Consider the following 25,061-nt stretch of genomic DNA (forward strand, 5'->3'; position numbering starts at 1 on the left):
CCGCCCAAAACGTCGCACGCTTTGTTGCGCGGGATCTTGTCCGACATCACACGCCCATTACGGCCCCGGGACGCCGAGCGGGAACGGGGGCAGCGACGCGCCCGGGGCCCGCCAGCGGCATGTCGGGCACCTTCGGTTGGGTCAAAGACGGGTCACTGGCCTAGTGTTTTACCCATGAATGAAGTGCTGGGCCTCGCCGACGTCTCCGTGGTACGCGGACGCAAAGACTTACTGACTGACATCAACTGGCACGTAAAGGAGGGCGAGCGTTGGGTGGTTCTTGGACCCAACGGAGCCGGCAAGACCACGTTGCTGCAGATCGCCGGTGCCCGGATGCACCCCACCCGCGGTGTTGCGGGAGTGCTGGGCGAGGTACTCGGCGCCGTCGACGTCTTCGAGCTGCGCCCGCGCATCGGCCTTTCCTCCGCGGCCCTGGCCAACCACATCCCCGAGCACGAGAACGTGCTCAATGTGGTGCTGACGGCATCGTATGGAATGACCGGACGCTGGCGCGAGGACTACGAGAAACTGGATGAGCGCCGCGCCTTCTCCCTGCTGCACGACTGGGGCATGTCCACCATGATCAACCGGCCGTTCGCTACGCTCTCCGAGGGGGAGCGCAAGCGCGTGCAGATCGCCCGGGCGCTGATGACCGATCCCGAGCTGCTGCTGCTGGACGAACCGGGTGCCGGCCTTGACCTGGCCGGCCGAGAGGACCTCGTGGCACGCCTGACCGAACTGGCCGGCGACGAGGAAGCACCGGCGATGGTGCTGGTCACCCACCACCTCGAGGAAGTCCCCCCGGGATTCACCCACGCGCTGCTGCTGCGCGATGGCCGCGTGGTCTCCGCCGGTCCGATCACGGAGACGCTGACCGAGGAAAACCTCTCGGAGACGTTCAACACGCCGCTGAGCCTGCGCGCCGAGCGCGGGCGCTACAGCGCCGTCGCCAAGCACTAGCCCAAACCCGCGGCAGCACCGCCGCCGCGGCCATTCGGGCCCTGGCGGACAGCAATAGATCATCAACAGGGGAGCGGTTTCCGGCGTGGACTTGTGGCGCGACATCATCATTTTCTTCGCGGGCCTCTGGGCCGGAACCATCAACACCATCGTCGGATCCGGCAGCCTGGTGACCTTCCCGGTTCTCGTGGCTCTCGGATTCGCGCCGGTCAACGCGGTGGTCTCCAACGCCATGGGACTGGTTGCCGGTGGATTCTCCGGCGCCTGGGGCTATCGACGGGAGGCCGCCACCGTCTGGCGGACGATGCTCAAGCTGGTCCCCGTCTCGCTGGTCGGCGGACTCATCGGCGCCTGGCTGCTGCTGCATCTGCCCGACACGGTCTTCGGCTACGTGGCCCCGGTGCTGATCGTGCTGGCGCTGCTGCTGGTGATCTTCCAGCCACGGCTTTCCGCCTGGGCGAAGGGGCGCCAGGCTGCCAGCGTCGGGGTCAATCCGGACGAAGCCGACAGGACCCGCATCGGGCCCACCCTCTACATCCTGGTGTTCCTCATCGGCATCTACGGCGGCTACTTCACCGCCGCCCAGGGCATCTTGCTGATGGCGGTCTTCGGGATCTTCCTGCACGCCTCCCTGCAGCAGTCCAACGCCATCAAGGTGATCCTGTCGCTGGTGGTCAACCTGGTGGCCGCGGTCTCCTACCTGGTCTTCGCCCCCGAACGCATCCACTGGCCAGTGGTGCTGCTGATCGCGGTGGGCTCGCTGATCGGCGGGTTCATCGGCGCGAAGGTCGGGCGCAAGCTCTCCCCGGGCTGGCTGCGCCTGGTCATCGTGGTCCTGGGATTGGTGGCGCTGGCCAACATGGTCGCCAAGCTCATCGTGGGTCCCTGATGCAGGCCAACCACCAAGCCAACGACCAAGCACCCGGCGCGCAGAACGGGTTCGAGGAAGCGGTGCGCGAGGCAGCCGGCGGGGACATTTCCCGGCGGCTGGTCTTCCTGCACTCGGGTGCGGACCCGCGGGTCCATGACTACGCGGGGCTCTCGGACGCCGCCTTGCGCCAGGTCGCCGATCCGGCCAACGGGCGCTACATCGCCGAAGGCTCCAAGGTCCTGCGCCGGGCACTGGCGGCAGGGCACCGCCCGCGATCCTTCTTCATGGCACCGAAGTGGCTTGATTCACTGCGCGACGTGTTGACCGCGCACCCCGGGGTGCCGATCTTCGTGGGATCCGACGCGGTGCTCGAATCCATCACCGGCTTCCACCTGCACCGCGGAGCGCTGGCGGCCATGGACCGCCCCGAACCGCTGGAACTGGAGAAGGTACTCTCCGGGGCCCGGAGGGTCGCGATCCTCGAGGACATCGTCGACCACACCAATCTCGGCGCCATCTTCCGCTCCGCCGCAGCGCTGGGCATCGACGCCGTGCTGATCACCCCGCGCTGCGCCGACCCGCTCTACCGGCGCTCCATCCGGGTGTCCATGGGCGCAGTGTTCCAGGTGCCGTGGGTCCGGCTGGATGCCTGGCCGGATGGGATGCGGGCCGTGGCCGCCGCGGGATTCGAGATCGCCGCCATGGAACTGACCGCCCACGCCCGGGGCATCGATGAGGTGGCCGCCACCGCCCGCGGGAAATTGGCGCTGGTGCTGGGCACCGAGGGTGCAGGGGTCAGCGACGCGGTGCTGGAGCAGGCCGACCTCCACGTCATGATTCCCATGCGCCCGGGCGTCGATTCGCTGAACGTGGCGGCGGCCTGCGCGGTGGCCTTCTGGGAATTGCGCGCTCGCTAGGCGAACCGTCGGCTGAATTGGAAAATCCTTGTCCCGTTCGGCTACACTGGAACGTCGGCTTCGTGATCCCACGGGCCGGTTTGGCACATTCGGTTGCTGGCAAAATCCAGTGACGTGAGCAAAGGTTTTAGCATGAAGGCTGATATTCACCCGCAGTACAACACCATGGTGTTCAACGACCTCGCCTCGGGCGAGAAGTTCCTGACCCGTTCGACGGCCACGAGCAAGAAGACCATCGAGTGGGAAGACGGCAACACCTACCCGGTTATCGACGTCGAAATCTCCGCCGCTTCGCACCCGTTCTACACGGGCAAGCAGCGCATCATGGACTCGGCCGGCCGCGTCGAGCGCTTCAACGCCCGCTTCAAGGGCTTCGGCGGCAAGAAGTAATTCCGCCTTCACGCCTGCACGCGGGATCCTCCACTTCGGAGGGTCCCGTTGCTGTTTAACCTCCGCCACGGCAAGGTGGATAGGATTGATCCCATGACTCACGGCTACACACATCACGGTGAATACAAGGTTGTCGGCGGCAAGTTGGTTGTCGTCGACCTGCTGGTGCAGGACGGGACGATAGCAGCCGCCTCGCTGAACGGGGACTTCTTCCTGGAGCCCGACGAAGCCCTCTTCGACCTGAACCAGGCGCTGGTGGGCCTGCCGGCGACCGTTGAGCACTCGGCGGTGCGTGACGCCGTCACCGCCGGCCTGCGCGAGGGCGCGGTGATGTTCGGCTTCGACGCCGACGCCGTGGCCCGCACGGTGCGCCGCGCCCTGGGCCACGCCACCACCTGGGCCGACCACAGCTGGGAAGTGCTGGGCCCGGACACCATGCCGATCATCGAGAACGTGGCCCTCGACGAGGTGCTGGCCCGCCAGGTCGCCGCCGGCACGCGCGGCCCGACGCTGCGCCTCTGGGACTGGGAAGACTCGGCCGTGGTGATCGGCTCCTTCCAGTCGGTGCGCAACGAGGTCGACGCGCAGGCCGCGGCCGAGCACGGCATCAAGGTCGTCCGGCGCATCAGCGGCGGCGGGGCGATGTTCATGGAGGCGGGAAACTGCATCACCTACTCGCTCTACCTGCCCTCCTCGCTGGTGGACGGCATGAGCTTCGCCGATTCCTACCCGTTCCTGGATGCCTGGGTCATGGAGGCGCTGGCGACGGTGGGCGTCAAGGCGCACTACAAGCCACTGAACGACATTGCCACTGAGGTCGGGAAGATCGGCGGGGCGGCGCAAAAACGACTGGCAGGAGGCGTGGTGCTGCACCACGTGACAATGAGCTATGACATCGACGCGGACAAGATGCTACAGGTGCTGCGCATCGGCCGGGAGAAGATCTCCGACAAGGGCATCACCTCCGCGGCCAAGCGCGTGGACCCGCTGAAGACCCAGGCCAAGCTGTCGCGGGCCGAAATCATGTCGACGATGGCAGACACCTTCGCCCGCCGGTATTCTGCCACCCCGGGGCGGTTGGACACCCCGACGCGGCAGGCCGCACGCGATCTGGCGGAATCGAAGTTCTCCACCGACCAATGGACCGCGCGCGTCCCGTAGCCACGGTGCGGTGCGGGACCCCCGCTCGACGGGGGGTCCCGCACCGGCCTCGTGGACAGGATCCCCGGTGTCAGGCCAGCGCCAGCTCGGTTTCCTTGCGCGGGGTCCCGGAATCCTGCCAGGACCTCAGGAACGCGGCCGTGATCTCGGCAGAGCGCTCGGCGGCGTCATCGACGTGATCCAGGAAGTCCTCATCGGAGGCCGGACCGCAGAGGTCCGAGATTCCCCGGATGGCCAGGAACGGGGCCCCGAAGGAGGCGCAGGTCTGCGCAATCGCCGAGGACTCCATGTCGGTGGCCAACGCTCCGTCGAACTGCTCCTTGATGACGGCCGAACGTTCGTGCCCGACGAACGAGTAGCTGGACACGACCAGCCCGTGGTGCACGGTGGCCACGATTCCGTGCCCCGGGCTCCCGATGTTGCTCGCGTCGAGGAGGAATCGCGGCGCCGGGTAGGAAGCGGGCATGCCGGGCACCTGGCCGAGCTCGTAGCCGAAGGCGCGCGCATCGGCATCGGCATTGATGTTCACCGAACCGATGACGACGTCTCCCACCCGCACCGAATCGCCCAGTCCGCCGGCGCTGCCGGCGCTGATGACCAAGGGCGCGGGGGCGTCGGGGTCTTCCCGGTTGGCCCGCAGCAGTGCCGCGGTGGCGGCGTTACCCGCGTTGACCAGGCCGATGCCGCCCTGGACGAAGAGTGCGTTCAGGCCCTCAAGGGTTCCGCTGCGCTGGATCGAGTTGCCGACGCGGACAGGTTCGCCCACGGAGGTGGCGCGCGCCAGGAACGGGAGGGTTTCCTCCTCCATGGCGGCGATGACCACGACGTCGATGCCGCTCACGCGGTGACCTGCTCCCAGGCGGCGCGCTGCTCCAGGAACGCACGGGCGGCGTCCTGCGCGCCGGCGAGCGAGTGGTTTTCGCCCCAGCCGCACTGGATTTCGTTGGCGGCAGGGACCTCGGTGGCCTGCAGCACGTCGGTGAGGGTGGCCTCGACGAGGTTGGCCACGGACCCGACATCGGGCTCGCCCTGCATGATGAGGTAGTAGCCGGTCTGGCAGCCCATGGGGGAGAAGTCGATGACGGACTCCGAGTGGTTGCGCGATTTTTCGGCGAAGAGGTGCTCCAGGGAGTGGATCGCCTTCATCTCCAGGTGGGCAACGTTGGGCTGGGTGAAGCGCACGTCATACTTGGTAATGACATCTCCCTGCGGGAGCACCTTGCGGTCGGCGACACGCACGTAGGGTGCGGCGACAGTGCGGTGGTCGAGGTTGAAGGACTCAACGTTCATGCGTTCGGGGTTCATGGTTGCGCTTTCCTGCCGGTGTTTCGACGCCGGGCCGGCTTGTGCCCGGTACTTCCACCATCAATTCTAACCGGCGCGCGGCCGGCCCCCGGAATGCCGGATCACCCGCCGACCGAAAGGCAACCCGCCCGGGGCCTGACCCGGCAGGGGGCCGCCGCGTACATGCAGCCCCCCACTCGACGTTCCCGCTAGCCGCGGAAGGTGACCAGCTTGCGGTTCACGAACTCCTCCATGCCGTATTTGCCCAGTTCGCGGCCCACGCCCGAGCGCTTGACCCCGCCGAAGGGGAGTTCGGCGGCCGACCCGCTGGTCTGGTTGATCGAGACCATGCCGACCTCCAGCTGCCTGGCGATGCCATGCGCCCGGTCCATGTCCTCGGTCTGGATTGAGGCCCCCAGCCCGTAGGCCGAGGCGTTGGCCAGGGCCACCGCCTCCTCGTCGCCGGAGACCTTGTAGAGCACGGCCACCGGGCCGAAGAGCTCCTCGGTGTAGGCGCGCATTTGCGGTGTGACATCGGCCAGCACCGTCGGTGCGAAGAACGATCCGGCGCCCTCCAGAACGGATCCGCCGGCCAGGACCGTGGCACCCTTGTCGATGGCGTCCTGCACCTGCGCGGCAAGACCTTCCCGGGCGGCGGCGGAGGACAGCGGGCCAAGGAAGGTCTCCGGGTGCGCCGGGTCCCCGACCTTGATGCCGCTCACCGCGCCGGTGAAGGAATCGACGAACTCGTCGTAGACCAATTCGTCGACGATGATGCGCTTGGCGGCGTTGCAGGCCTGTCCGGTGTTGCCGAAGCGGCCCATCATGGCCTGCTTGGCCGCTCGGGCGACGTTGGCGTCCTCCAGCACCAGGAACGGATCCGAGCCGCCGAGTTCCAGCACGACCTTCTTCAGGTTGCGGCCGGCGATCTCCGCCACGGCGGAGCCTGCGCGTTCGGAGCCGGTGAGCGAGACGCCCTGCACGCGGTCATCGGCGATGATGTCGGCGACCTGCCCGTTGGTGGCGAAGATGTTCACGTAGGCACCCATCGGGGCGCCGGCGTCGGTGAAGATCTGCTCCATGGCCAGCGCGGATTCCGGGCACTGCGGGGCGTGCTTGAGCAGGATCGTATTGCCGTTCATCAGGTTGGGGGCGGCGAAGCGGGCGACCTGGTAATAGGGGAAGTTCCACGGCATGATGCCCAGCAGGACGCCCACGCCCTCCTTGCGGATCAGCGCGGTGCCGCCGGCGGCGACCTCCAGCTCCTCGTCGGCCAGGAACTTCTCGCCGTTGGCCGCGTAGTAGCGGTAAATCGAGACGGTGATGTCGATTTCCTTGCCGGACTGGAAGATCGGCTTGCCCATTTCGCGGGTGATGATTGCGGCCAGTTCGTCGCGGCGTTCCTCGTAGATGTCCGCTACACGGGTCAGCAGGGCGGCACGCGTGGCGATCGGCGTGGTGTTCCAACTGCCGAAGGCGGCATCGGCGCGTGAGAGCGCGGCCTGGATGTCCGCGTCGCCGGCCGTGGGATACGTGGCTTCGAGAATGCCGGTGGCCGGGTTGGTTACTGCGTAAACACTCATGGGAACTCCTTGGGACGGCAGAACGTGGTTACTGGCCACCGTAATCCACGTGTGCCCCCGATCACCAACCGGCCCGCGGGGCGGCGTCATCCCTGGCCGCCGCCCTCCCGGGTGCAGACTGCCTATGGTGCGGGAAGAACGCAGAATTCGTTGCCGGAGGGGTCTTGGTAGACCCGCCAGGGAATGTCTCCCCAGTCCGGGCGCAATTCCCGCCCGCCGCGTGCGCCGATCCCCGCTGCAACCTCGTCGGGATCGTCGGCTGCCTCCAGCCTCACGTCCAGGTGCATCCTGTTCTTCAGCTCCGACTTGGGCGCGGGCTCCTCGCAGAACTCCAACAGCGGTCCGCGCAGGGAGGGGTGCCGCAGGGTCCTCGGCGCCGCGGCGCCGGCGTCGGTCCACCCCGTCAGCCAGGCCCAGAAGCGTGCGTCCCGTTCCGGGTCGGCCGAATCGATGGGAATGGCAGCGATGGGACCGGTGTCGCGGTGCGCGGTCCGGTCGTCCATGACGCAGAACGCGTTTGACTCCGGGTCGCCCAGCACTACCCAGGGGACGTTGCCCTGCCCGATGTCCAGGTGCCTGGCCCCGAGCCGCAGGGCCTCGGCAACCACTGCGTCCCGTGCCGGGCCGCCGAGCACATCCAGGTGCAGGCGCACGGGATCCGCCGGCGGGTCGGGGACTGGTTGAAAGCAGAGGTCCAGATCGGGTCCGCCGGGAATCGAGAGGCGGGTCTCAAACCCCTCCGGGGAGTCGGTGAGCAGCTCGGCGCCGAGCAGGTCCTGCCAGAAAGTGCCGAGGCGCCGCGGATCCACCGCGTCGAAGACGATGTTTTCCAGGTACATGGGCACAAGGTTACAGCAGGCGTTCGGTGTGCCTCAGGAACGCTGCAGGCGCACGTGCATGGCGCCCTCGCCCTGCTCGGATGCGACCAGCCGATAGCCGTCCTCTGCCCAGTTCCCGGTGAAGAGCGGTTCCCCGGCGCCCAGCAGCACCGGTGCGATGGCCAGGTGCAGCTGGTCGACCAGGCCCGCGGCCACCGCCTCGCGCACGGTGTGCACGCCGCCTCCGATGCGCACATCGCCACCGTTCGCGGCCTTCCGCGCGGCCTCGAGTGCGGCACGGATCCCGTCGCTGACGAAGTGGAAGGTGGTGCCGCCGGCCATCGGCAGGGGATCGCGCCCATGGTGCGTGAGCACAAAGACGTCGTGCCCGAAGGGCGGGGACTCGCCCCACCAGCCGCGCCACGAACGCGCGTCGTCGTCCGCGTCCCAGGGGCCGCGGATGGGGCCGAACATGTTCCTGCCCATGACGGTGGAACCGATGCCCTCGTCCCCGGCCCGCAGCCAGGCATCGTCCTTCCCGGTGCTGCCGCCGGGTTGCCCCGTCCTTTGGTGCCAGTAGGCGGTGCCGAAGATCCACTCGTGCAGCTCCTCGCCGCCCACCCCGAGCGGTTCCTTCAATCCCTGGTTGCTGCCGGCGCCGTAGCCGTCGATCGACAGGCCGAAATTGTGGACCCTCACCAATGACATGGTGCGCTCGCTTTCAAGTCGGTGTTCGATGCCGCCGCGGCCGGCTTCGGCGGCACACGGCCCAGAATACGTTCGGGGCAACCGGGCGGCAAGGGCCGGCGGGGAGAAGGCCTCTTGAATCGGGACCCCGTGCGGAATAGCGTGTGCCCATGGACCTCTCAATTCAAATCACCATCGACAGCGACAACCCGCACAAGCAGGCCGTCTGGTGGGCGGAGACGCTCGGCTGGACGGTGGAGCCCAGCGACCCGGACTTCATCCAGCAGATGATCGACGAGGGCCATGCCAGCGAGGACGAAACCCTGATCTTCGACGGCGAGCTGGCTTGGCGGAGCGGGGCGGGAATCTGCCCGCTGGACCAGCTGGGCAAGGTGCCGCGCCAGCGGATCCTCTTCCAGCTGGTACCCGAACCCAAGACCGTGAAGAACCGGATTCACCTGGATCTTGACCTGGGGGACAGGCACGCGGCACGTGAGAAGTTGCTGGACCGCGGGGCGACGTTCCTGCACGAGGCCAGCCAGGGGCCCTTCGCCTGGTACACGCTGGCCGACCCCGAGGGCAACGAGTTCTGCATCCGGTAGGCGCCGGTGCCATTCCTTGCCGCCCCGGCGGCACGGCGGGGGGGTGGAGGCTAGCCGGCGCCGAGACGTTGGCCGGCGCTGAGACGCTGGGCGGCCAAGGCGCGGGAGAGGTAGTCGCGTTCCTCCAAGAGGATGCGCCGCAGCGCCGCCGGGGCGTCCGGATTCCCCGCGAGCCAGCCGTCCACCCGTGCCATGACCGGGTGCACCGCGTCGTCCCCCAGGTCCTGGGCGGCGGGGAAGAGCCCGGCAATCACGCGGGTGGCCATGCCGATGCTCATCGATTCCCAGATCCCGGCCAGCTCCGGCCAGTACTGCACGTAATACCCGTCGAGCAGCTCCCGGGAGCCCAGCTGGAAGCCAGCCGCGATGGCGGAGACCGCCTCGTTTGACAGTGCCGAGCCATCCGCGTCGCGCCCGGTGAGCACCGCGGTGAATGACGCCTTCTTCACGGCGGGCTCCGGACGCGCGGCCAAGGCCAGCAGGCGGCCGGAGGTGGCCACGGCCGAGGGGTGCGCGGCGGCGTCGGCCTCGAGTCGGGCCAGCGCCGACTCGTCCAGCGTGCCGGAGGCGGCCTTGGCCTGCCACAGCGCCCAACGCAGGTCCTCGTCCAGCTCCAGCCCCGGATGTGGCTGCTCTCCGGCCAGCAGCGCGTCGACCAGTGGCCCGGCGACGCCGCCGCGGGCCAGCACTGCCAGTGCGCGGGCGGCGGCGACCTGCTTGTCGCTGCCCGGCTCCGCCCGGCCGAGCCAGTCGGTGATCGCCTCGGCCAGGGCCGCGCGCTCGGCATCGCGCAGCACCGGGGGAAGGTAATGGGTGATGGCCGTGCGGGCTTGGGTCAGCAATTGCGTGAAGACCGCTACCTCGGTGACCGATTCGGCGTGGGAGCGCACAGCGGCCAGGAAATCGGGGGCCGGCAGCTTCGCATCGCGCACCATGTTCCACAGTGCCGCCCAGCAGCTGGCGCGGGCCAGCGGATCGGACAGCGTGCCCAGGTGCGCCAGCAACGTCGCCAGGGAGACCGGATCGAAGTCCACCATCGCGTAGGTGTCATCGCCGTCGTTGGGCAGGATCAAGTCGGGGCGGGCCTCTCCGAGCAGGAAGGGGAGCGCCACGGTGCTTCCGGCCAGCTCCACGCGGTGGGATGCGGTGCGGGCCAGCGCCCCGTCGACCACGTTGAACAGCCCGACGTCCAGTACGTGCGGGTGGGCGATCGGGGTGCCGGTGATCGGGTCGGTGCCCGACTGCGTGAGCGTCGCGGCGGTGATCTTCGAGTCGACGATGTCCAGCTCGATGCCCAGGCGCGGGACCCCGGCGGTCCTGAGCCAGGCGTCGGACCAGGCGCCCATGTCCCGTCCGGAAGCTGCGGCCAGCGCGGAAAGGAAATCGGCCAGGGTGGTGTTGGAGTATTCGTGGGCGCGGAAGTAGGTGCGCGCGGCGTCGCGGAACGCATCGGCCCCCACGTAGGCGGCGAGCTGTTTGAGCACCGCGGCGCCCTTGGCGTAGGTGATGCCGTCGAAGTTCTGCTTCGCGGCCTCCAGGTCGGCGATGTCCGCGACGATGGGGTGGGTGGATGGCAGCTGGTCTGCCACGTAGGCCCAGCCCTTGCGGCGGTTGGCGAAGGCCACCCAGGCGGTGTCGAATTCGGTGGCCTGCGCGTTGGCCAGGGTGCCGATGTAGTCGGCGAAGGACTCCTTGAGCCACAAGTCGTCCCACCAGGCCATGGTCACCAGGTCGCCGAACCACATGTGGACCATCTCGTGCATGATGGTGTTCGCGCGGGCCTCGTGCTGGGACTCGGTGGCGCGCGAGGTGAAGACATAGTGTTCGGTGAAGGTCACCAGCCCGGGGTTCTCCATGGCGCCGAGGTTGTACTCGGGCACGAAGGCGGAGTCGTACTTGCCCCACGGGTACGGGTAGTCGAAGAGCTCGTGGAAGAAGTCCAGCCCTGCCTTCGTCAGCTCCAGGATGTTCGCCGCGTCGAAGTGCGCGGCCAGCGAGGCGCGGCAGGTGGCATTGAGCGGGATGGCCAGTTCGCTGCCGTCGGGCAGCGTGCGGCTGTAGGTGTCGGTGGCCACGAAGTAGGGTCCGGCCAGCACCGTGGTGATGTAGGTGGAAATCGGCAGGGTGGGGGCGAAGTGCGTGGTGGCGGTTCCGTCGCCGTGCTGGTCCACCCGGACGGGGGACTGGTTGGAGGCCACGTGCCAGTGATGCGGGGCGCGCACGATGAAGGTGAACGGCGCCTTGAGGTCTGGTTGTTCGAAGTTGGCGTAGACGCGGCGGGCGTCGGCCGGTTCGAATTGCGTGTAGCAATAGGTCTGGCCGTCGGCCGGGTCGACGTAGCGGTGCAGGCCCTCGCCGCTGCGCGAGTACTTCGCGTGTCCATCGATGACGACGGTGTTCACCTCGCCATCTCCCGCGGCCAGGCCGTGCAGGTAGATGCGCGAGCCGGCGACGGCTTCGGCGGGGTCCACCGGGGCTCCGTTGAGCGTGATCGATTGGACGGATTCGTGGATGAAGTCGATGAAGGTGCCGGTGGTGCCGTGGACCGTGAAGCACAGCGTGGTCAGCGAGCGGTACCCGGTCACCGAGGGGTCCTGCGCCGTCGAAAGGTCCAGGTCCACCTCACAGGAGACCATGCGGAGGGTGCCGGCGCGCCAGGCGGCCTCGTCGCGTGTCAGGTTTTCATTCTGGCCGGGGGTTCTCTGCATGTGATCCACCAGACCATTCAAACATGAAACGAGCGTTTGACAATGCCGGGCCCCGGAGAGCTTCGCACAACGCGGCGGGGCCGGCGCCCACGGACGAACCTGTCTTTTTGCGGTGCCCTCGGCTAGCTTGAACTCAAACCACTGTCCGGGACTCCCCGGTGGCGCCGGGCCCACGCGGAAACCGGAACGGATTGAGGGTATCGGCATGCTCGAAGGACACAGTGAAGCGGCGCGCCACCGCCGGGAAACGCCGGAGGTGGGCGACCTGAAGGATTTCGGGGCCGGGGATCTTGCCGCGGCCGGGGGGGAAGGGCGCGAACCTGGGGGAACTGCTGCGGATCGGGCTGCCGGTCCCGGCGGGTTTCATCATCAGCACCGCAGGGTTTGCGTCGATGCTCGACGACACCGGGCTGCGGTCCGGGATCTCGGCACTGCTCGATGGCGGGGCCGCGGGACACGACATCCGGACGGCGGTTGGCGCCGTCGCGGTTCCGGCCCCGCTTGCCGGGAAGATCATTGCCGCCTACCGCCGGTTGGGCTCCGGTCCCGTGGCCGTGCGCTCCAGCGCCACGGCCGAAGACCTGCCCGGTGCCGCCTTCGCCGGCCAGCAGGACACCTTTCTGAACGTGACGGGGGAGGCTGCGCTCCTCAAGGCGGTGGTGGCGTGCTGGGCCTCGCTCTGGACGGATCGGGCCATTGCGTACCGGGCGCGCCGGGGCATCGACGAGCGGGGTCTGGGGATGGCCGTCGTCGTCCAGGAGATGGTGCCAGCCGAGGTCGCCGGTGTCATGTTCAGCGCCGACCCGGTAACCGGCCGGCGGGACAGGACCGTCCTGGACGCGGCGGCGGGCCTGGGGGAGTCGGTCGTCTCGGGCCTTGTCACGCCCGAGCACTACGTCCTCGATGCCTCCGGACGGTTGCGGGACTGGAGCCCGGGAGGGGCGGAAACCGTCGTTGAGGCCGCATCCGGCGGCGGAACCAGGCAGCAACCGGGCACGGTGTCCGTCGGCCGGATCCTGGGCAAGGCGCGGCTGGCCGAGCTGGCGGGCATCTCCCGCCGGGCGACCGAGCACTTCGGGACACCGCAGGACATGGAATGGGCGGTGTCCGGGGACAAGGTGCTGGTGCTGCAGTCGCGGCCGATGACCGCACTGCCTCCCGAACCGGTGGTGCTGAACCCCCTGCAGCGGCGGGTGGGACCGTTCTTCATCGAGATGTTCCAGGAACGTCCCTATCCGCTGGATGTGTCCGGATGGCTGCGCTTCGGGATCGTGGGGATGCTGCAATCCATGGCCGGAAGCCTCGGGGTCCGCTTCCCCTCCGTGAGCCAAATGCTCCCCGAGGAGGACGGGGTGGTCAGCCGGCTGGTGGTGCCCTCCCCGCGGCCGACGCTGCGGACGCTGGCGGCCCCAGTCTCGGTGATCCGGCGGGCGCGCCGCTTCGATCCGGCTAATTGGCGGGCGGACGCGCGGTTCGCCTCCTTCCTGGCGGACATCGACGAGCTCAATTCCCGGGACCTGGGGCAGCTGGACTGGGCGGCCGTGGTGGCCTTTGCCCGCCGCGCCCTGCGGGCCACCGAGCTGGTCACCCAGCTGCGGGTGTCCTACCTGCCGGGCGCGTTCCTGCCCCAGCTCGGGCTCCGGGCGATGTTGTTGATCCTGGGCAAGCACCGGCTGGCCTCGGCCTTGATCGCCGGTGCCCCTACCCAGACCTCCCGGGGCAACGAGGTGCTGGAGCACCTGGCCGGCCTGGTCCGGAACGACGTGGACCTGGCCCGGGCCTTTGCCGGGCTTTCGCCCCGGGAGCTGCTGGAGCAGTTGTCGGTCGAGCCGGAGTTTGCCGCCTTCGGCAAGGAGTTCGACGACTTCCTCGCCGAGTACGGCCACCGGGAAACCGTCAGCCTGGTGCTCAGCAGCTCCCCGACCTGGATTGATGCCCCCGCCGTCGTGCTCGGGCTGGTGAAGATGCTTCTGGTCGAGCCTCCCGCGACAACCAACCAAACCGGCGAGGCACTCGAGTCCCTGCTGCGCCACCGGGCCCTGCGCGGCCGCCGGTTGCGCACGTGGGCGCTGGGATCCGTGGAAGCCGCCCGGCGGGGGATGGGGTTCCGGGAAGACAGCCACTTTTACGTGACCATGGCACTGCCGCCGCTGCGCCGGGCGCTGCTGGAGCTGGGAGCGCGGCTGTGCTCCGCCGGCGTCCTGGACGAGGCCCACGCGGTGTTCCATCTGCGCTTCGAGGAGCTCGCGTCCATCGACGGTGCCGCCTCCCTGGCACCCGGGGAGGCGGCACGTTGGCACGGCATCGTGCGTGCGCGATCGGCCAAACGGGAAGAACTTGCCGGTGTCCCGCTGTTGGATCTGGATGCGGCGTTCGCCCCGCGCGCCCCGGAGGGCAACGCATTGCTTAGGGGCACCCCGGCAAGCCGGGGCACCGCCACCGGAACCGTGCGCGTCATCCGGGGGCCGGAAGGCTTCGGTGAACTGCGGGCCGGGGAGATTCTGGTTTGCCCGTACACGAACCCCTCATGGACGCCGCTTTTCCAGCGGGCGGCGGCCGTGGTTGTCGATACCGGTGGCCTGGGTTCCCACACGGCCATCGTGGCCCGCGACTACGGCATCCCCGCCGTGATGGGAACCCGCACCGGCACCAAGGTGCTGGCCGACGGGGACCGCGTCACCGTCGACGGGGGCACCGGACGGATCACCGCGGCCGGCGAGGGCCCCTGACACCTCCCCGGAGCCGGCGCCCGGACCATGCGTCTTCCTACCAGGGGGAGGGTTCGTAGTCCTTCAGGAAGCAGCCGTAGAGGTCGATGCCGCGTTCCCCGTCGACGATCGGCTGGTACACCCGGGCCGCGCCGTCGATCAAATCCAGCGGCGCGTGCCAGCCCTCGGCGACCATGCGCACCTTGGAATCGTGCGGCCGCTCGTCGGTGATCCAGCCGGTGTCCACCGCGGTCATCAGGATCCCGTCGGTCTGCAGCATTTCCTCGGCGCTGGTGCGCGTGAGCATGTTCAGCGAGGCCTTGGCCATGTTGGTGTGCGGATGCCCGGCGCCCTTGTAGCGGCGGGAGAACTGCCCCTCCATGGCCGAGACGTTCACGATGTACTTCCGGTGCGCGTCGCTCGCCGCCAGGGCCGGGCGCAGGCGCGAGGCCAGCAGGAAGGGTGCGGTGACGTTGCACAGCTGCACCTCGAGCATTTCCAGCGCGTCGACATCGCCCAGGATCTGCGTCCAGGAGTTCTCGGTGACCACATCGGGCACCAGCCCGCCGGCGTCGATCGCGGTGCCCGCGGCAATGCGTTCCAGCGAGGCGGATCCGGCGGTCATCGCGAGCTCGGCAACCGCTTGCGCGTCGTAGGTGGTGGGGGTGGCGGGGACCAACAGCGCCGAGTCCTCCAGCCTAAAGGCGCTGGCCAGCGCGCGCGGGTGCTCGGACGGGGGATTGGCCTCGCCCCATACCTCGGGGCCGCCGGCGGCGAACTCGAGTTCGGCCGGCAGTGGCTGGTTCTCGGACTCGACCAGGTGCAGGTAGGAGTTCGAGGTGCGGCGCACGGTCTGTGCGGCATTGTTGATCAGGATGTCCAACGGGCCCTCGGCGGCGACGCGGTCGGCCAGCGAGATCACCTGGGAGGGGTCGCGCAGGTCGATGCCGACGATGCGCAGGCGGTGGATCCAGTCCGCGGAGTCCTCCAGCGCGGCGAAGCGGCGGGCGGCATCGCGCGGGAAGCGCGTGGTGATGGTGGTGTGGGCGCCGTCACGCAGCAGACGCAGGGCGATGTGCATGCCGATCTTGGCACGCCCGCCGGTGAGCAGCGCGCGCTTGCCGGTCAAGTCGGCGCGGGCGTCGCGGCGTTCGCGTCCGGCGGCGGCGCACTCCGGGCACAGGTAGTGGTGGAAGGCATCGACCGTGGTGTAGCGCTGCTTGCAGATATAGCAGCCGCGCGGCTTGATGTACTCCCCGGCGGTGTGGTCCTCGGTCGGCGTGCTCAGATCCAGACCCAGTGTTTCGTCATCCAGGCGCTGCGGGGAGCCCGTGGCGGTGCGTTCAACGACGGCGCGGTCGGCGGCGTTGATGGCAGAGCGCTTCTCGTTCTTGCGGTGCCGCTTGGCGGCCTTGAACATCTTTCCCGTGGCCCGGCGCACGGCAACGTGGCGCTCGTCTTCGGCGTCCAGGCGGTGCACCTGGCCCAGCACCTTGAGGGCGGCCTGGAGTTCGGCGTCGGTAAAAATCTCGTCGTTGCCGGCCGCATCGGCCGCAGGATAATTCTCAGTCATGTCGACATCTAGTCTACCGGCAGCTCTCCCCGTGGCCGGAACGCCTGATTTGGCGGGCACGGGGCAAACCGGTGCAGGCGGTGCGGGCCTATGAAACAACTATTAAAGTGGAAGGTGAGCGAGGCAATCAACGGGCACCTGGCTGCGACCCGGTCATTGCGGAACGCCTCTGCGCAGGACCGGGGCTCCGTCCACACCATCTTCAAGGACGGCAACGAACGCGCCAACGCCTTCGCAGAGGCGACCTTGGTATATACCGAAACGCATCAAGTGGTTTCCAACGTTCGACGCCGAAGGTGGCCACGTTGCCGTTTGGTGGAGACGGCCGGACTTCGCCTGCTCGTTATGCTGATGCCGTTTAGGCCAACGCCATTTGTGTATCCGCCGACGATGCCTTTCCGCTACAGGAAACGTGGCGGATACGAATAGGTCGCATCCGCCACAAACGGGTCCCGACATTGGGCCATGGTCTTCGCGAAGGTTTACTGGTTCTTGGCCTTCAGGGCCGCCAGGCGGGCCTCGATTTCCGAGGGGGCCACGGTTTCGTCGATCGCCGGAGCGGCGGTTCCCTGCTCCAGGATGTTGCTTTCGCCCTTCATCGCCGCCAAACGGGCCTCGACCTCGGTGGCCTCACCCAGGTCCTCGAGGGAAGCGAACTGTGCATCGAGGGAGGATGCGGCGAGTTCCGCCGCGCCGCGCACGCGCGACTCATCGGCGCGGATCTTGGATTCGAACCGGTTGATCTCCGAGGTCGGGTCGTTCATGTCCAGGGCCTTGACCGCGTCCATCATCTGGCCCTGGGTCTTGGCGTTGCGGGCGCGTGCCACCAGCTCGTCGCGCTTGGCAACCAGCTCCTGGCGCTTGGTGCCCATGGTGTTCAGCCCGGTCTTGAGCTTCTCCACGATCTCGCGCTGCGAGGCGATGTTCGGTTCGGCGTTGCTTGCCTGCTTCTCGCTGGCCATTTGGCGCTGGATGGCCAGGGTCGCTAGTTTGTTGAACTTCTCGGCATTGGTGCTGTCGCCGGCTGTGGTGAATTCCTCGGCCTTGTTGGAGGCAGCCAATGCCTTCTGGCCCCACTCGCGTGCATCGTTCAGGGCGATCTTGTAGTCGTCCTCCAGCATGCGCAGGTTGCCGATTGTCTGTGCGACGGCGGTTTCGGCCTGGGCGATGTTGTTGGTGTAGTCGCGAACCTGCTGGTCCAGCATCTTCTGCGGATCTTCGAGAGCGTCCAGCGCAGCGTTGGCGTTGGACTTACCGATTCGAAACAGTCGTGAAAAAATTGAGTTCTTCATGGGGTGTATCGCCCTTTCATAAGCCGCGTTGCATCAATTCTATGCGACGGCTTGAACCGGCCCAACCGAAGACCATTGTTGTTCGTCCGACCCCCAGACCACAGAATGTCAGTCCTTTTCCGAACGCGATCATAGATTCCCACAGCCGACCCCGCGATTCTGGTTCCACGAGTGGAAGGATCCCGGGAAGCGCCATCACGCCCAACTATCCCATAGGCCGCCAACCCGAAAACAACTTGCGAAAGTCTTTCCCACGAGCAGCTTTCTTCCCCGTCCGCAGTTTCGCCTCCACAAATTGAGGCCGGCTCGGCCGTGCCCAGCAACGAGGGTCCCGCCTTTCGGAAACGGGACCCTCGCCTGCGCAGCATCCCCACGCGGGATTGCGCCCGACCCAATTGCGCGGGGTGGGGGGAGTCCGCGCATCGAGCCGAACGGTTTAATCGGTGACCCAACCAGCAGTTCGCAAACCGTGACTGGGATTGTTGTCCCTAATCAGACCGTGAAATCAGCATGACCAATGAACCTTGTGAAAAGCTAGTAATGGTGCCACATCCCCTTCTTGAGGGGGTCACTCAAGCCCTCGGTCACGTGGGAAAACAGGTGTCGCCCCCCCCTATTTGAGGGGCACGGCGCTCCCAAGGCAACAACCCCGGCGGACGCAAAACGACCAAAAGCGCATCGGTTGTTGACTGACGCACTGCGGCGCCGCTCGTCAGGAACTGCAAGTCTGGCAACAGCGACAGGGACTTCCTGAGGGCAGGAGACGGCGTTCAACCGTTGGCACCTTTTCCGTCGTCGTCCACGCTCCTTCGAACCCAACGCGAACCCGGGCCTTCAGATGCCGCCTCGTCTTGAGGATTGAAGAGGTGGCACTTCGCGAGGGAGAGGCAACCGCAGCCGATGCAATCGTCAAGTGATCCTTGGAGTTTTTCCAGCTGGCGGATTCTTTGTGCCACCAAGAGCGCCCAGTGCGTGCTGAGTTGATGCCAATCGTCCTGGGTCGGCGCCTTGTCCGAGGGGAGTTCGGCCAGTGCCTCTGCAATCTCCGCCAGGGTGAGACCTACTCGTTGTCCTGCGGCAATGATGGCCAATCGCCGCAGGGTGTAGCGGCCAAAGACGCGCTTGTTGCCGGCCGTTCGTTCAGAGGTGATGAGGTTTCGAGATTCGTAGTACCTCACGGTAGGCACCGAAACTCCTGCCCTGCTCGCAACTTCACCGATAGGCAGCATGCTCTTGGGTTTGGCGGTGCTCATGTGCTCATGTTGTCAGGCCCCCAGCTTGACCTCTAGTTAGCTTTAGCTAGTTCCATGGTGCGTACGCGCCGCCCGCAAACAACCACTGAGATTGAGGCTGCCCAGGAAACAGCTCGACGCGGGAAGTGTCTCCAGCCGATCAACGCATCCTTCTGCCGCACGAATCAAACCGGATTCATTTGGCTGGAGGTTACGGCCCAAGAATCATCTAACTTCAACGGCATGCCGCAGTACCGATTCCCAACGAAAGGCATTTCACAAATGAAAATCCGAAACGTATCCATCACGGTCAGTGACCTCGCGATGGCAGTGCAGTTCTACCGCGACACCCTGCTGCTGCCGGTCGAATGGACGCCCGTCGGCGCAGATGTCGTCATTGGCTCAAGCCGACTATCGATGGCCGCGGGGGATGGTTTTGACGGCGTCCATCACCTCGCATTCGGAATCCTGCCCTCAGAGTTTGAACGGGCGCACGAATGGCTAGCCCGTCGCGTGTCGTTATTCCAGGCGGACGGCTCCGAGATCATCCCTGGCCCGGATGATTGGAATTCCCGCTCCTTGTATTTTCTCGGTCCCGAAGGCATCATCCTGGAATTCATTGCCCGCGCCGCGGACACGTGCACTGATTCCAGCAAGGGTGACAACCCGAGAATCTTGTCGATCAGTGAAGTCGGCCTCGGCGTTGAAGACGTGCTGGACGCCGTGGCAACGCTGTCCGAGGAGTTGGCCATCCCCAACTTTTACGATTGCTCCAGCACCTTCGCATCCATGGGTGGCCATGATGGTCTCCTGATCGTTGTGCACCGGGAGCGGGTGTGGTTCCCCACGGAATCATCGTGACCAGCCCGGGGGTCCCTCACCGTTCAGATCGAGTCACGAGCGAGTAAATCCCGAGTGGATCCCGCCCCAGGAATTTCGATAATCAGCGGGTAGCTTTCCGTCTCCACTAGATGCTCTCTAGTTTGAGCCATGCGGAGTCGATTCGCCCACGACACGATGGTCAATTGAGAATCACGGGAAGGTCGACAGCCGCGCAGCCCCTGTCGGGTGAGGCGGCGTGAAATGGAACGTTGGTTTACCGTGTGGGCTACCTGTTGGGCGTTCCGAAAACCATGGCTTGTCGGTATCGTGCGGCCTCCCGCCAAGGGAGTTCCGCACGTCGCCGCTGGTGCACGGTGCCGACCTGCGCTCCGCTTTCTTGCCAATCCGGCGCACTGCTGCTTTGGTGGTTCCATGACCCCGCGACACAACCCCGAAGTCTGGCCCGTGGTGCACGACGAGAGGCTGGCGTTGCTCCGCGATCTGGAGAACCTGTCGGCAAAACAGTGGGAGACACAGTCATTGTGCCCAGGTTGGGATGTTCACGACGTACTGGCCCATTTGACCGACTCCGCCAAGACCACGAGGTGGGGATTTATCCGGCGCATGGTCCTTGCGGGCTTCGATTTTGACAAGGACAACGCCGTCGGCATCGCCACGCAGCGGTGCGTAGACCCTGCCCAAACCCTGGCCGGGTTCCGCGATGTGCTCGGGCGCACGAGCACCCCGCCTGCGGCACCGGCCACGCGACTGGTCGAGGCGTTCGTGCATGGGGAAGACATTCGTCGTCCGCTGGGTATGCGCGGCGACTATCCGGCTTCCCCTGTCGCCAAGGCCCTGGCCTACCAACTGCGGACGAGCGTCAAGATGGGCGGCGGGAAGGAACGTGCCGCGGGATACACCTTGGTTGCCACCGACACGACCTTCGGGCACGGTGCCGGCCAGGAAGTTCACGGGAAGGCGATCGCCCTGCTCCTGGCGGTCTCGGGGAGGCCCGTTGCCCCCGACGAACTCACCGGTCCGGGAGCCGAAGCGTTCGTGGAAAGAACGCGCGGCTAGACGCAACCTGCAACAAACCCGAAAGGGCGGCGCGGGCCGGGGCAGTTGCTTGCCCGTTGGTCCGCGCCGCCCTCCCGTCGGGAGCGCGTGCCGGCGACTACTTCTTGGCCGCCTCGTGTGCTGCCTTTTTGGCTGCCTTTTCCCTGGCGATCAGCACCTTCTCATCCACGGGGGCATCCGCGCTGGCGCGCAGCCGACGATAATATTCGGCCGCCTCGTCCTGGCGCTCCTGCTCGGACCCGTCGGCGATCTTCGCCCGAAGGTGCTCTGGGCCATAGCCGAAGGCATCGACCAAACCCTGGGCATGTGGGCGCAATCGGTCCAGCAGGATGTTGATGTATCCGGAAAGGGTGCGGGCACGCTGCATCGACAGGCGTCCGTTCATCAGGTACCAGCCGAGGTTCCCCTCGATCAGGGACAGCGCGTATACGTCTCGCAGCCAGGTCAGCACCGTGCGGGTGCCTGCATCCGTGGTCTGGGCCAGGGCCCGGGTGAAGGCTTCCCAGCGCAGCAGTTCGCCATGCGCGCGGGCAGCGGCGATGAGCGCGTCCTGCTTCTCGTTGAAGGCGGCAGCCGCGGTAGCGCGGTCCTTGGTGGAGACCCCGCGCAACGCGTCGGCGATCTCCGCGACCATGGTGTTGATCCGGTCGGTGAGCAGCGCGCGCTGGTTGGCCTCGTCCTTGAAGAAGTTCGCGCTCTTGCGCTCATCCCCGGTGTCCGCGAAGGCCTGGCCAACCGAGCGCAGCCCGGTGCGGTGCAGTGCTACGTTCTCGGCCTGCTTGACGACGTAGCGGGCCAGGACCCCGGCGTCGAGCTTGCGAAATTCCTGCCCGTAGTCGGTGAGCAGTCGCTTTCCGACCAGCTGCAAGAGTACGTTGTTGTCGCCCTCGAAGGTGACGTAGATGTCCAGGTCCGCGCGCAGGGAGGTGAATCGGTTTTCGCCAATGAATCCGGCGCCGCCGCAGGCCTCGCGGGCCTCCTGCAAGGTGTCCAGGGCGTCCCAGGTGCTCAGCGGCTTCAATGCAGCGGCAAGGGTTTCCAGGTCCTGGCGGTCTTCGTCGGTGTCAGTGGTTCCGGAGAACACCCCGTCGAATTTTTCCAGCAGGTCCTCGTGGGCGAATGAAGCGGCGTAGGTGCGGGCCAGTCGGGGGATCAGCCGGCGTTGGTGGCGCTGGTAGTCCATGATCGTTTCCTCCCGGGTATCCGAGGAGGCGTTGAACTGGCGGCGCTGGTTGGCGTAGGTCACCGCGATCTGCAGGGCGATCTTCGAGGCCGCGGTGGCGGCCCCGTCCAGGGAAACGCGGCCCTGGACCAGGGTGCCGAGCATGGTGAAGAAGCGGCGGCCGGGGGAGTGGATCGGCGAGGAATAGGTGCCGTCCGCGGTGACGTCGCCGTAGCGGTTGAGCAGGTTGGTGCGGGGGATGCGCACGTCGGTAAAGTGCAGCCGGCCGTTGTCGATGCCGTTGAGCCCGCCCTTGAGCCCGTCGTCCTCGCCGCCGACTCCGGGCAGGAAACCGTTCTCGTCGCGGATGTCAACGTAGAAGGCATGCACGCCGTGGTTTACCCCGCCGGTGATGAGCTGGGCGAACACGGTTGCCGCCTTGCCATGGACGCCGGCGTTGCCGAGGTATTCCTTCCAGGCCGCCTTGAAGGGCGTGTTGATCACGAATTCCTGCGTGTCCGGGTCGTAGGTGGCGGTGGTGCCGATGGAAGCGACATCCGAGCCGTGCCCGATCTCCGTCATGGCGAAGGCGCCGGGGATTTCCAGGGACATGATGCCCGGCAGCCACTTGTCGTGGTGCTCCTTGGTGCCCAGGTGCAGCACCGCGCAGCCGAACAGCCCCCACTGGACCCCGGCCTTGATCTGCAGGGACGGGTCGGCGGTGACCAGTTCCTCGAAGCTGGCGACGGATCCGCCGTGGTTGTCCTCCCCGCCCAGGCGCTTGGGGAAGGCGCGGTGCACGGCCTTGGCGTTGACCAGCTCGTGCAGCTGGGAGAAGACGCGTTCGCGGTGCTCGTCCATGCCCAGGCCCGGGATGCCGCGCACGGCCTCGGTGCCGGCCAGGGCGCGGGCTTCCTTGCGGATGGCTGCCCAACGGCCCAGCAGCTGTTCGCCGAGGGCCGCCACATCGACGGTGGCGTCTGCGGTGTCAAGGGTCATTTGTTCCTGGGTCACTGGCGTATCTGCCTTTCGGTTGCGCTGCCCTCGCGGTGCGGGGTAACTGTCTTGGGGTTCGTAGTGGTTGGTGCCGGCGTCTGTGTGTGCCGTTGTCGGCGGCCATGTGGTTGCGTTCAGGGTCGTTCTGCTTGCGCCTGGTGGGCCACGCCGTGCGTGAGCCAGTCGGCAATGCTTTGGGCGAGTTCCTCGATGCCGGGCCGTTCCTTGGTCTCCGGTGCGCGCAGCCACAACTCGCCGGCGGCCCGCACCATGCCGATGGAGGCGCGCGGCCAGAGCTCAAGGGCGGGGCTGGCAAGCTGACCGGGGGCGATTCCCATGTAGGCGTGCATGCGTTCGCGCATCATCGAGGTCAGTTCGTCGAAGAAGTCGTTCAGCGCGCCCTCGCGCATCCGGCCACCGGCACCGGCCGGGTCGGTGAGCACGTCGACCGAGGGGCTGGCGGTGACGAAGAAGTAGATGTTGGGCGAGTTCGAGGCCATCTGCAGGTAGGCGAGCATCATGGCATGCAGGGCCTCGCCGTTGCCGTTTGACTTGCGTCCTGCAGCGATGACCCCGGCACGGAAGCGCTGGATGACGAATTCGCCCACTGCGTGGCGCAAGCCGTCCTTGTCGCCGAAGTAGCGGTAGAACACCGGCTTGCTGGTGTTGGCGTGCGCGGCGATGTCCTCCATGGAGGCGTTGGGCCCCAACTCGTGAATTGCACGCCGGGCGAGCTTGATCAGTTCGATGCGGCGGGCCGTGCGGTGTGCGTCCCAGCGTGCCGAGCGGCGGTCGGTGCCGGTATCGCCCTGCTGTGCCATGGGGACTTCGGTGGTTGGGTTCTTCACGTTACCCAGCGTATCAGGTACGCTGGGTATCAGTAACCCATCTCACATCTGCGCCAGGAGCCCCACAGCATGTCCGAACCATTGCAAGCCATTCGTCCGGCCGTCGTCATCGGCGGGAACCGCATCCCCTTCGCACGATCCAACGGCGCCTATTCCAGGGCCAGCAACCAGGACATGCTCACCGCCGCACTTGACGGACTCATCGCACGCTTCGGACTGCAGGGACAGCGCCTGGGCGCCGTCGCCGCCGGTGCGGTGCTCAAGCATTCCAAGGACTTCAACCTGGTGCGCGAATCCGTGCTGGGCACCTCCCTTTCCGCGCAAACCCCCGCCTACGACGTGCAGATGGCCTGCGCCACCGGCATGGAGGCCATCGGCTCGCTGGCCAACAAGATCAAGCTCGGACAGATCGACTCGGCCATCGGCGGCGGCGTGGACACCACTTCCGATGCACCGATCGCCGTCTCCGACGGACTGCGTGCGGTGCTCATGGATATCTCCCGCGCCCGCTCCACCAGCGCCAAGCTCAAGGCACTGTCGAAATTCCGCCCCCGCGACCTGGCGCCGAACGCACCGGGCACCGGCGAGCCACGCACCGGCCTGTCGATGGGCGACCACCAGGCGATCACCACCAAGGCCTGGGACATCAGCCGCGAGGCGCAGGACGAACTCGCCCTGGCCAGCCACAAGAACCTGGCCGCCGCCTACGACAGGAACTTCTTCGACGACCTCATCACCCCCTTCGCCGGGGTCTCCCGGGACAACAACTTGCGCGCAGACTCCACCCTTGAAAAGCTTGCGACCCTGAAACCCGCCTTCGGCAGGAACCTGGGAGCCGCGGCAACCATGACGGCCGGCAACTCGACGCCGCTCACCGACGGCGCCTCCGCGGTGCTGCTGGGCTCCGAGGAGTACGCCCGCGAAAACGACCTGCCGATGCTGGCGAACTTCGTGGACTTCGAGGCCGCCGCCGTGGACTTCGTGCACGGTGCCGAGGGGCTGCTGATGGCCCCTGCCTACGCTGTGGCCCGGATCCTGAAGCGCAACAACCTCACGCTGCAGGACTTCGACTTCTACGAGATCCACGAGGCCTTCGCCGGCACCGTGCTCTCCACGCTGGCCGCCTGGGAAAACGAAGATTTCTGCAAGAACAAGCTGGGCCTTGACGCTCCGCTGGGGTCCATCGACCGAAGCAAGCTCAACGTCAACGGCTCCTCGCTGGCCGCCGGCCACCCCTTTGCCGCCACCGGCGGTCGCATCGTGGCCACCCTGGCGAAGATGCTTCACGAAAAGGGTTCAGGCCGCGGCCTGATCTCCGTGTGCGCCGCGGGCGGGCAGGGCGTCGTGGCGATCCTGGAGGCACGCTGATC

21 protein-coding genes are annotated in these 25,061 nt (G+C 67.0%); 10 read left to right on the plus strand and 11 right to left on the minus strand.

The window, feature by feature from the left end; translation table 11 throughout:
* The first annotated feature begins 174 nt into the window (after positions 1-174).
* The 5 genes from Q2T94_RS18035 (at position 175) to lplAB (ending at position 4,299) form a co-directional block, all read left to right on the plus strand.
* Positions 175-960, plus strand: coding sequence for an ABC transporter ATP-binding protein (locus tag Q2T94_RS18035; RefSeq protein WP_302266041.1), 786 nt, complete (start codon positions 175-177; stop codon positions 958-960).
* A gap of 85 nt (positions 961-1,045) precedes the next feature.
* Positions 1,046-1,849: a sulfite exporter TauE/SafE family protein gene (locus Q2T94_RS18040; protein ID WP_264271243.1), complete on the plus strand. Its 804-nt coding sequence runs from the start codon at positions 1,046-1,048 to the stop codon at positions 1,847-1,849.
* Positions 1,849-2,748, plus strand: coding sequence for a TrmH family RNA methyltransferase (locus tag Q2T94_RS18045; protein WP_302266042.1), 900 nt, complete (start codon positions 1,849-1,851; stop codon positions 2,746-2,748). Before Q2T94_RS18040 ends, Q2T94_RS18045 begins: the two co-directional genes overlap by 1 nt.
* 132 nt (positions 2,749-2,880) lie before the next feature.
* A complete protein-coding gene (locus Q2T94_RS18050; protein WP_264271245.1) occupies positions 2,881-3,138 on the plus strand; it encodes a type B 50S ribosomal protein L31 in 258 nt (85 codons plus the stop codon).
* 93 nt (positions 3,139-3,231) lie between these two features.
* The gene (gene lplAB / locus Q2T94_RS18055) at positions 3,232-4,299 is read left to right on the plus strand and encodes a lipoate-protein ligase LplAB (protein WP_302266043.1); all 1,068 of its coding nucleotides are present in this window, start codon (positions 3,232-3,234) and stop codon (positions 4,297-4,299) included.
* A gap of 70 nt (positions 4,300-4,369) precedes the next feature.
* Here the strand turns inward: lplAB and mtnN are convergent, their stop codons facing one another.
* The 5 genes from mtnN to Q2T94_RS18080 all read right to left on the minus strand — a co-directional run bounded on the left by mtnN (position 4,370) and on the right by Q2T94_RS18080 (position 8,692).
* Complete coding sequence (mtnN, locus tag Q2T94_RS18060) at positions 4,370-5,140, minus strand: 5'-methylthioadenosine/S-adenosylhomocysteine nucleosidase (RefSeq protein ID WP_302266044.1); 771 nt, start codon at positions 5,138-5,140, stop codon at positions 4,370-4,372.
* Positions 5,137-5,604, minus strand: a complete 468-nt coding sequence (locus Q2T94_RS18065) for an S-ribosylhomocysteine lyase (RefSeq protein ID WP_302266045.1) — start codon at positions 5,602-5,604, stop codon at positions 5,137-5,139. The genes mtnN and Q2T94_RS18065 overlap by 4 nt, the downstream gene beginning before the upstream one ends.
* Positions 5,605-5,792: 188 nt before the next feature.
* Complete coding sequence (locus Q2T94_RS18070; protein ID WP_302266046.1) at positions 5,793-7,166, minus strand: NAD-dependent succinate-semialdehyde dehydrogenase; 1,374 nt, start codon at positions 7,164-7,166, stop codon at positions 5,793-5,795.
* 122 nt (positions 7,167-7,288) lie between these two features.
* Positions 7,289-8,005, minus strand: coding sequence for a VOC family protein (locus tag Q2T94_RS18075; protein ID WP_302266047.1), 717 nt, complete (start codon positions 8,003-8,005; stop codon positions 7,289-7,291).
* A gap of 33 nt (positions 8,006-8,038) precedes the next feature.
* Positions 8,039-8,692 carry a dihydrofolate reductase family protein gene (locus Q2T94_RS18080; RefSeq protein WP_302266048.1) on the minus strand — a complete coding sequence of 218 codons (654 nt, stop codon included), beginning with the start codon at positions 8,690-8,692 and terminating at the stop codon, positions 8,039-8,041.
* A gap of 149 nt (positions 8,693-8,841) precedes the next feature.
* Here Q2T94_RS18080 and Q2T94_RS18085 point away from each other — a divergent pair, with 149 nt between their 5' ends.
* Positions 8,842-9,273 carry a VOC family protein gene (locus Q2T94_RS18085; RefSeq protein WP_264271252.1) on the plus strand — a complete coding sequence of 144 codons (432 nt, stop codon included), beginning with the start codon at positions 8,842-8,844 and terminating at the stop codon, positions 9,271-9,273.
* A gap of 50 nt (positions 9,274-9,323) precedes the next feature.
* Here Q2T94_RS18085 and pepN read toward each other — a convergent pair whose 3' ends face one another.
* Positions 9,324-11,981, minus strand: a complete 2,658-nt coding sequence (gene pepN / locus Q2T94_RS18090; protein WP_302266049.1) for an aminopeptidase N — start codon at positions 11,979-11,981, stop codon at positions 9,324-9,326.
* Between the two features lie 290 nt (positions 11,982-12,271).
* Between pepN and Q2T94_RS18095 the strand changes: the two genes are divergently transcribed.
* The gene (locus tag Q2T94_RS18095) at positions 12,272-14,710 is read left to right on the plus strand and encodes a PEP/pyruvate-binding domain-containing protein (RefSeq protein WP_302266050.1); all 2,439 of its coding nucleotides are present in this window, start codon (positions 12,272-12,274) and stop codon (positions 14,708-14,710) included.
* 37 nt (positions 14,711-14,747) lie between these two features.
* Here the strand turns inward: Q2T94_RS18095 and Q2T94_RS18100 are convergent, their stop codons facing one another.
* The 3 genes from Q2T94_RS18100 to soxR all read right to left on the minus strand — a co-directional run bounded on the left by Q2T94_RS18100 (position 14,748) and on the right by soxR (position 18,807).
* A complete protein-coding gene (locus tag Q2T94_RS18100; protein ID WP_264271255.1) occupies positions 14,748-16,262 on the minus strand; it encodes an SDR family NAD(P)-dependent oxidoreductase in 1,515 nt (504 codons plus the stop codon).
* Between the two features lie 482 nt (positions 16,263-16,744).
* Positions 16,745-17,554: a PspA/IM30 family protein gene (locus Q2T94_RS18105; RefSeq protein ID WP_302266051.1), complete on the minus strand. Its 810-nt coding sequence runs from the start codon at positions 17,552-17,554 to the stop codon at positions 16,745-16,747.
* Between the two features lie 770 nt (positions 17,555-18,324).
* Positions 18,325-18,807, minus strand: a complete 483-nt coding sequence (soxR, locus tag Q2T94_RS18110; protein WP_302266052.1) for a redox-sensitive transcriptional activator SoxR — start codon at positions 18,805-18,807, stop codon at positions 18,325-18,327.
* 54 nt (positions 18,808-18,861) lie between these two features.
* Here soxR and Q2T94_RS18115 point away from each other — a divergent pair, with 54 nt between their 5' ends.
* Both Q2T94_RS18115 and Q2T94_RS18120 read left to right on the plus strand, forming a co-directional pair.
* On the plus strand, positions 18,862-19,647 hold the full coding sequence (locus Q2T94_RS18115) for a VOC family protein (protein ID WP_302266053.1): 786 nt from the start codon (positions 18,862-18,864) through the stop codon (positions 19,645-19,647).
* Between the two features lie 393 nt (positions 19,648-20,040).
* Positions 20,041-20,685: a maleylpyruvate isomerase family mycothiol-dependent enzyme gene (locus Q2T94_RS18120; protein WP_302266054.1), complete on the plus strand. Its 645-nt coding sequence runs from the start codon at positions 20,041-20,043 to the stop codon at positions 20,683-20,685.
* Between the two features lie 97 nt (positions 20,686-20,782).
* On the opposite strand, the gene Q2T94_RS18125 is transcribed toward Q2T94_RS18120, so the two are convergent.
* The gene (locus Q2T94_RS18125; RefSeq protein ID WP_302266460.1) at positions 20,783-22,846 is read right to left on the minus strand and encodes an acyl-CoA dehydrogenase family protein; all 2,064 of its coding nucleotides are present in this window, start codon (positions 22,844-22,846) and stop codon (positions 20,783-20,785) included.
* Positions 22,847-22,977: 131 nt separating this feature from the next.
* Positions 22,978-23,691 carry a TetR/AcrR family transcriptional regulator gene (locus Q2T94_RS18130; protein ID WP_264271260.1) on the minus strand — a complete coding sequence of 238 codons (714 nt, stop codon included), beginning with the start codon at positions 23,689-23,691 and terminating at the stop codon, positions 22,978-22,980.
* A 69-nt stretch (positions 23,692-23,760) separates the two neighbouring features.
* On the opposite strand from Q2T94_RS18130, the gene Q2T94_RS18135 reads away from it, so the two are divergent.
* Positions 23,761-25,059, plus strand: coding sequence for an acetyl-CoA C-acetyltransferase (locus Q2T94_RS18135; RefSeq protein WP_264271261.1), 1,299 nt, complete (start codon positions 23,761-23,763; stop codon positions 25,057-25,059).
* Positions 25,060-25,061: the final 2 nt, after the last annotated feature.

The sequence above is a fragment of the Paeniglutamicibacter sulfureus genome (genome assembly GCF_030512175.1).
Lineage (GTDB): Bacteria > Actinomycetota > Actinomycetes > Actinomycetales > Micrococcaceae > Paeniglutamicibacter > Paeniglutamicibacter sulfureus.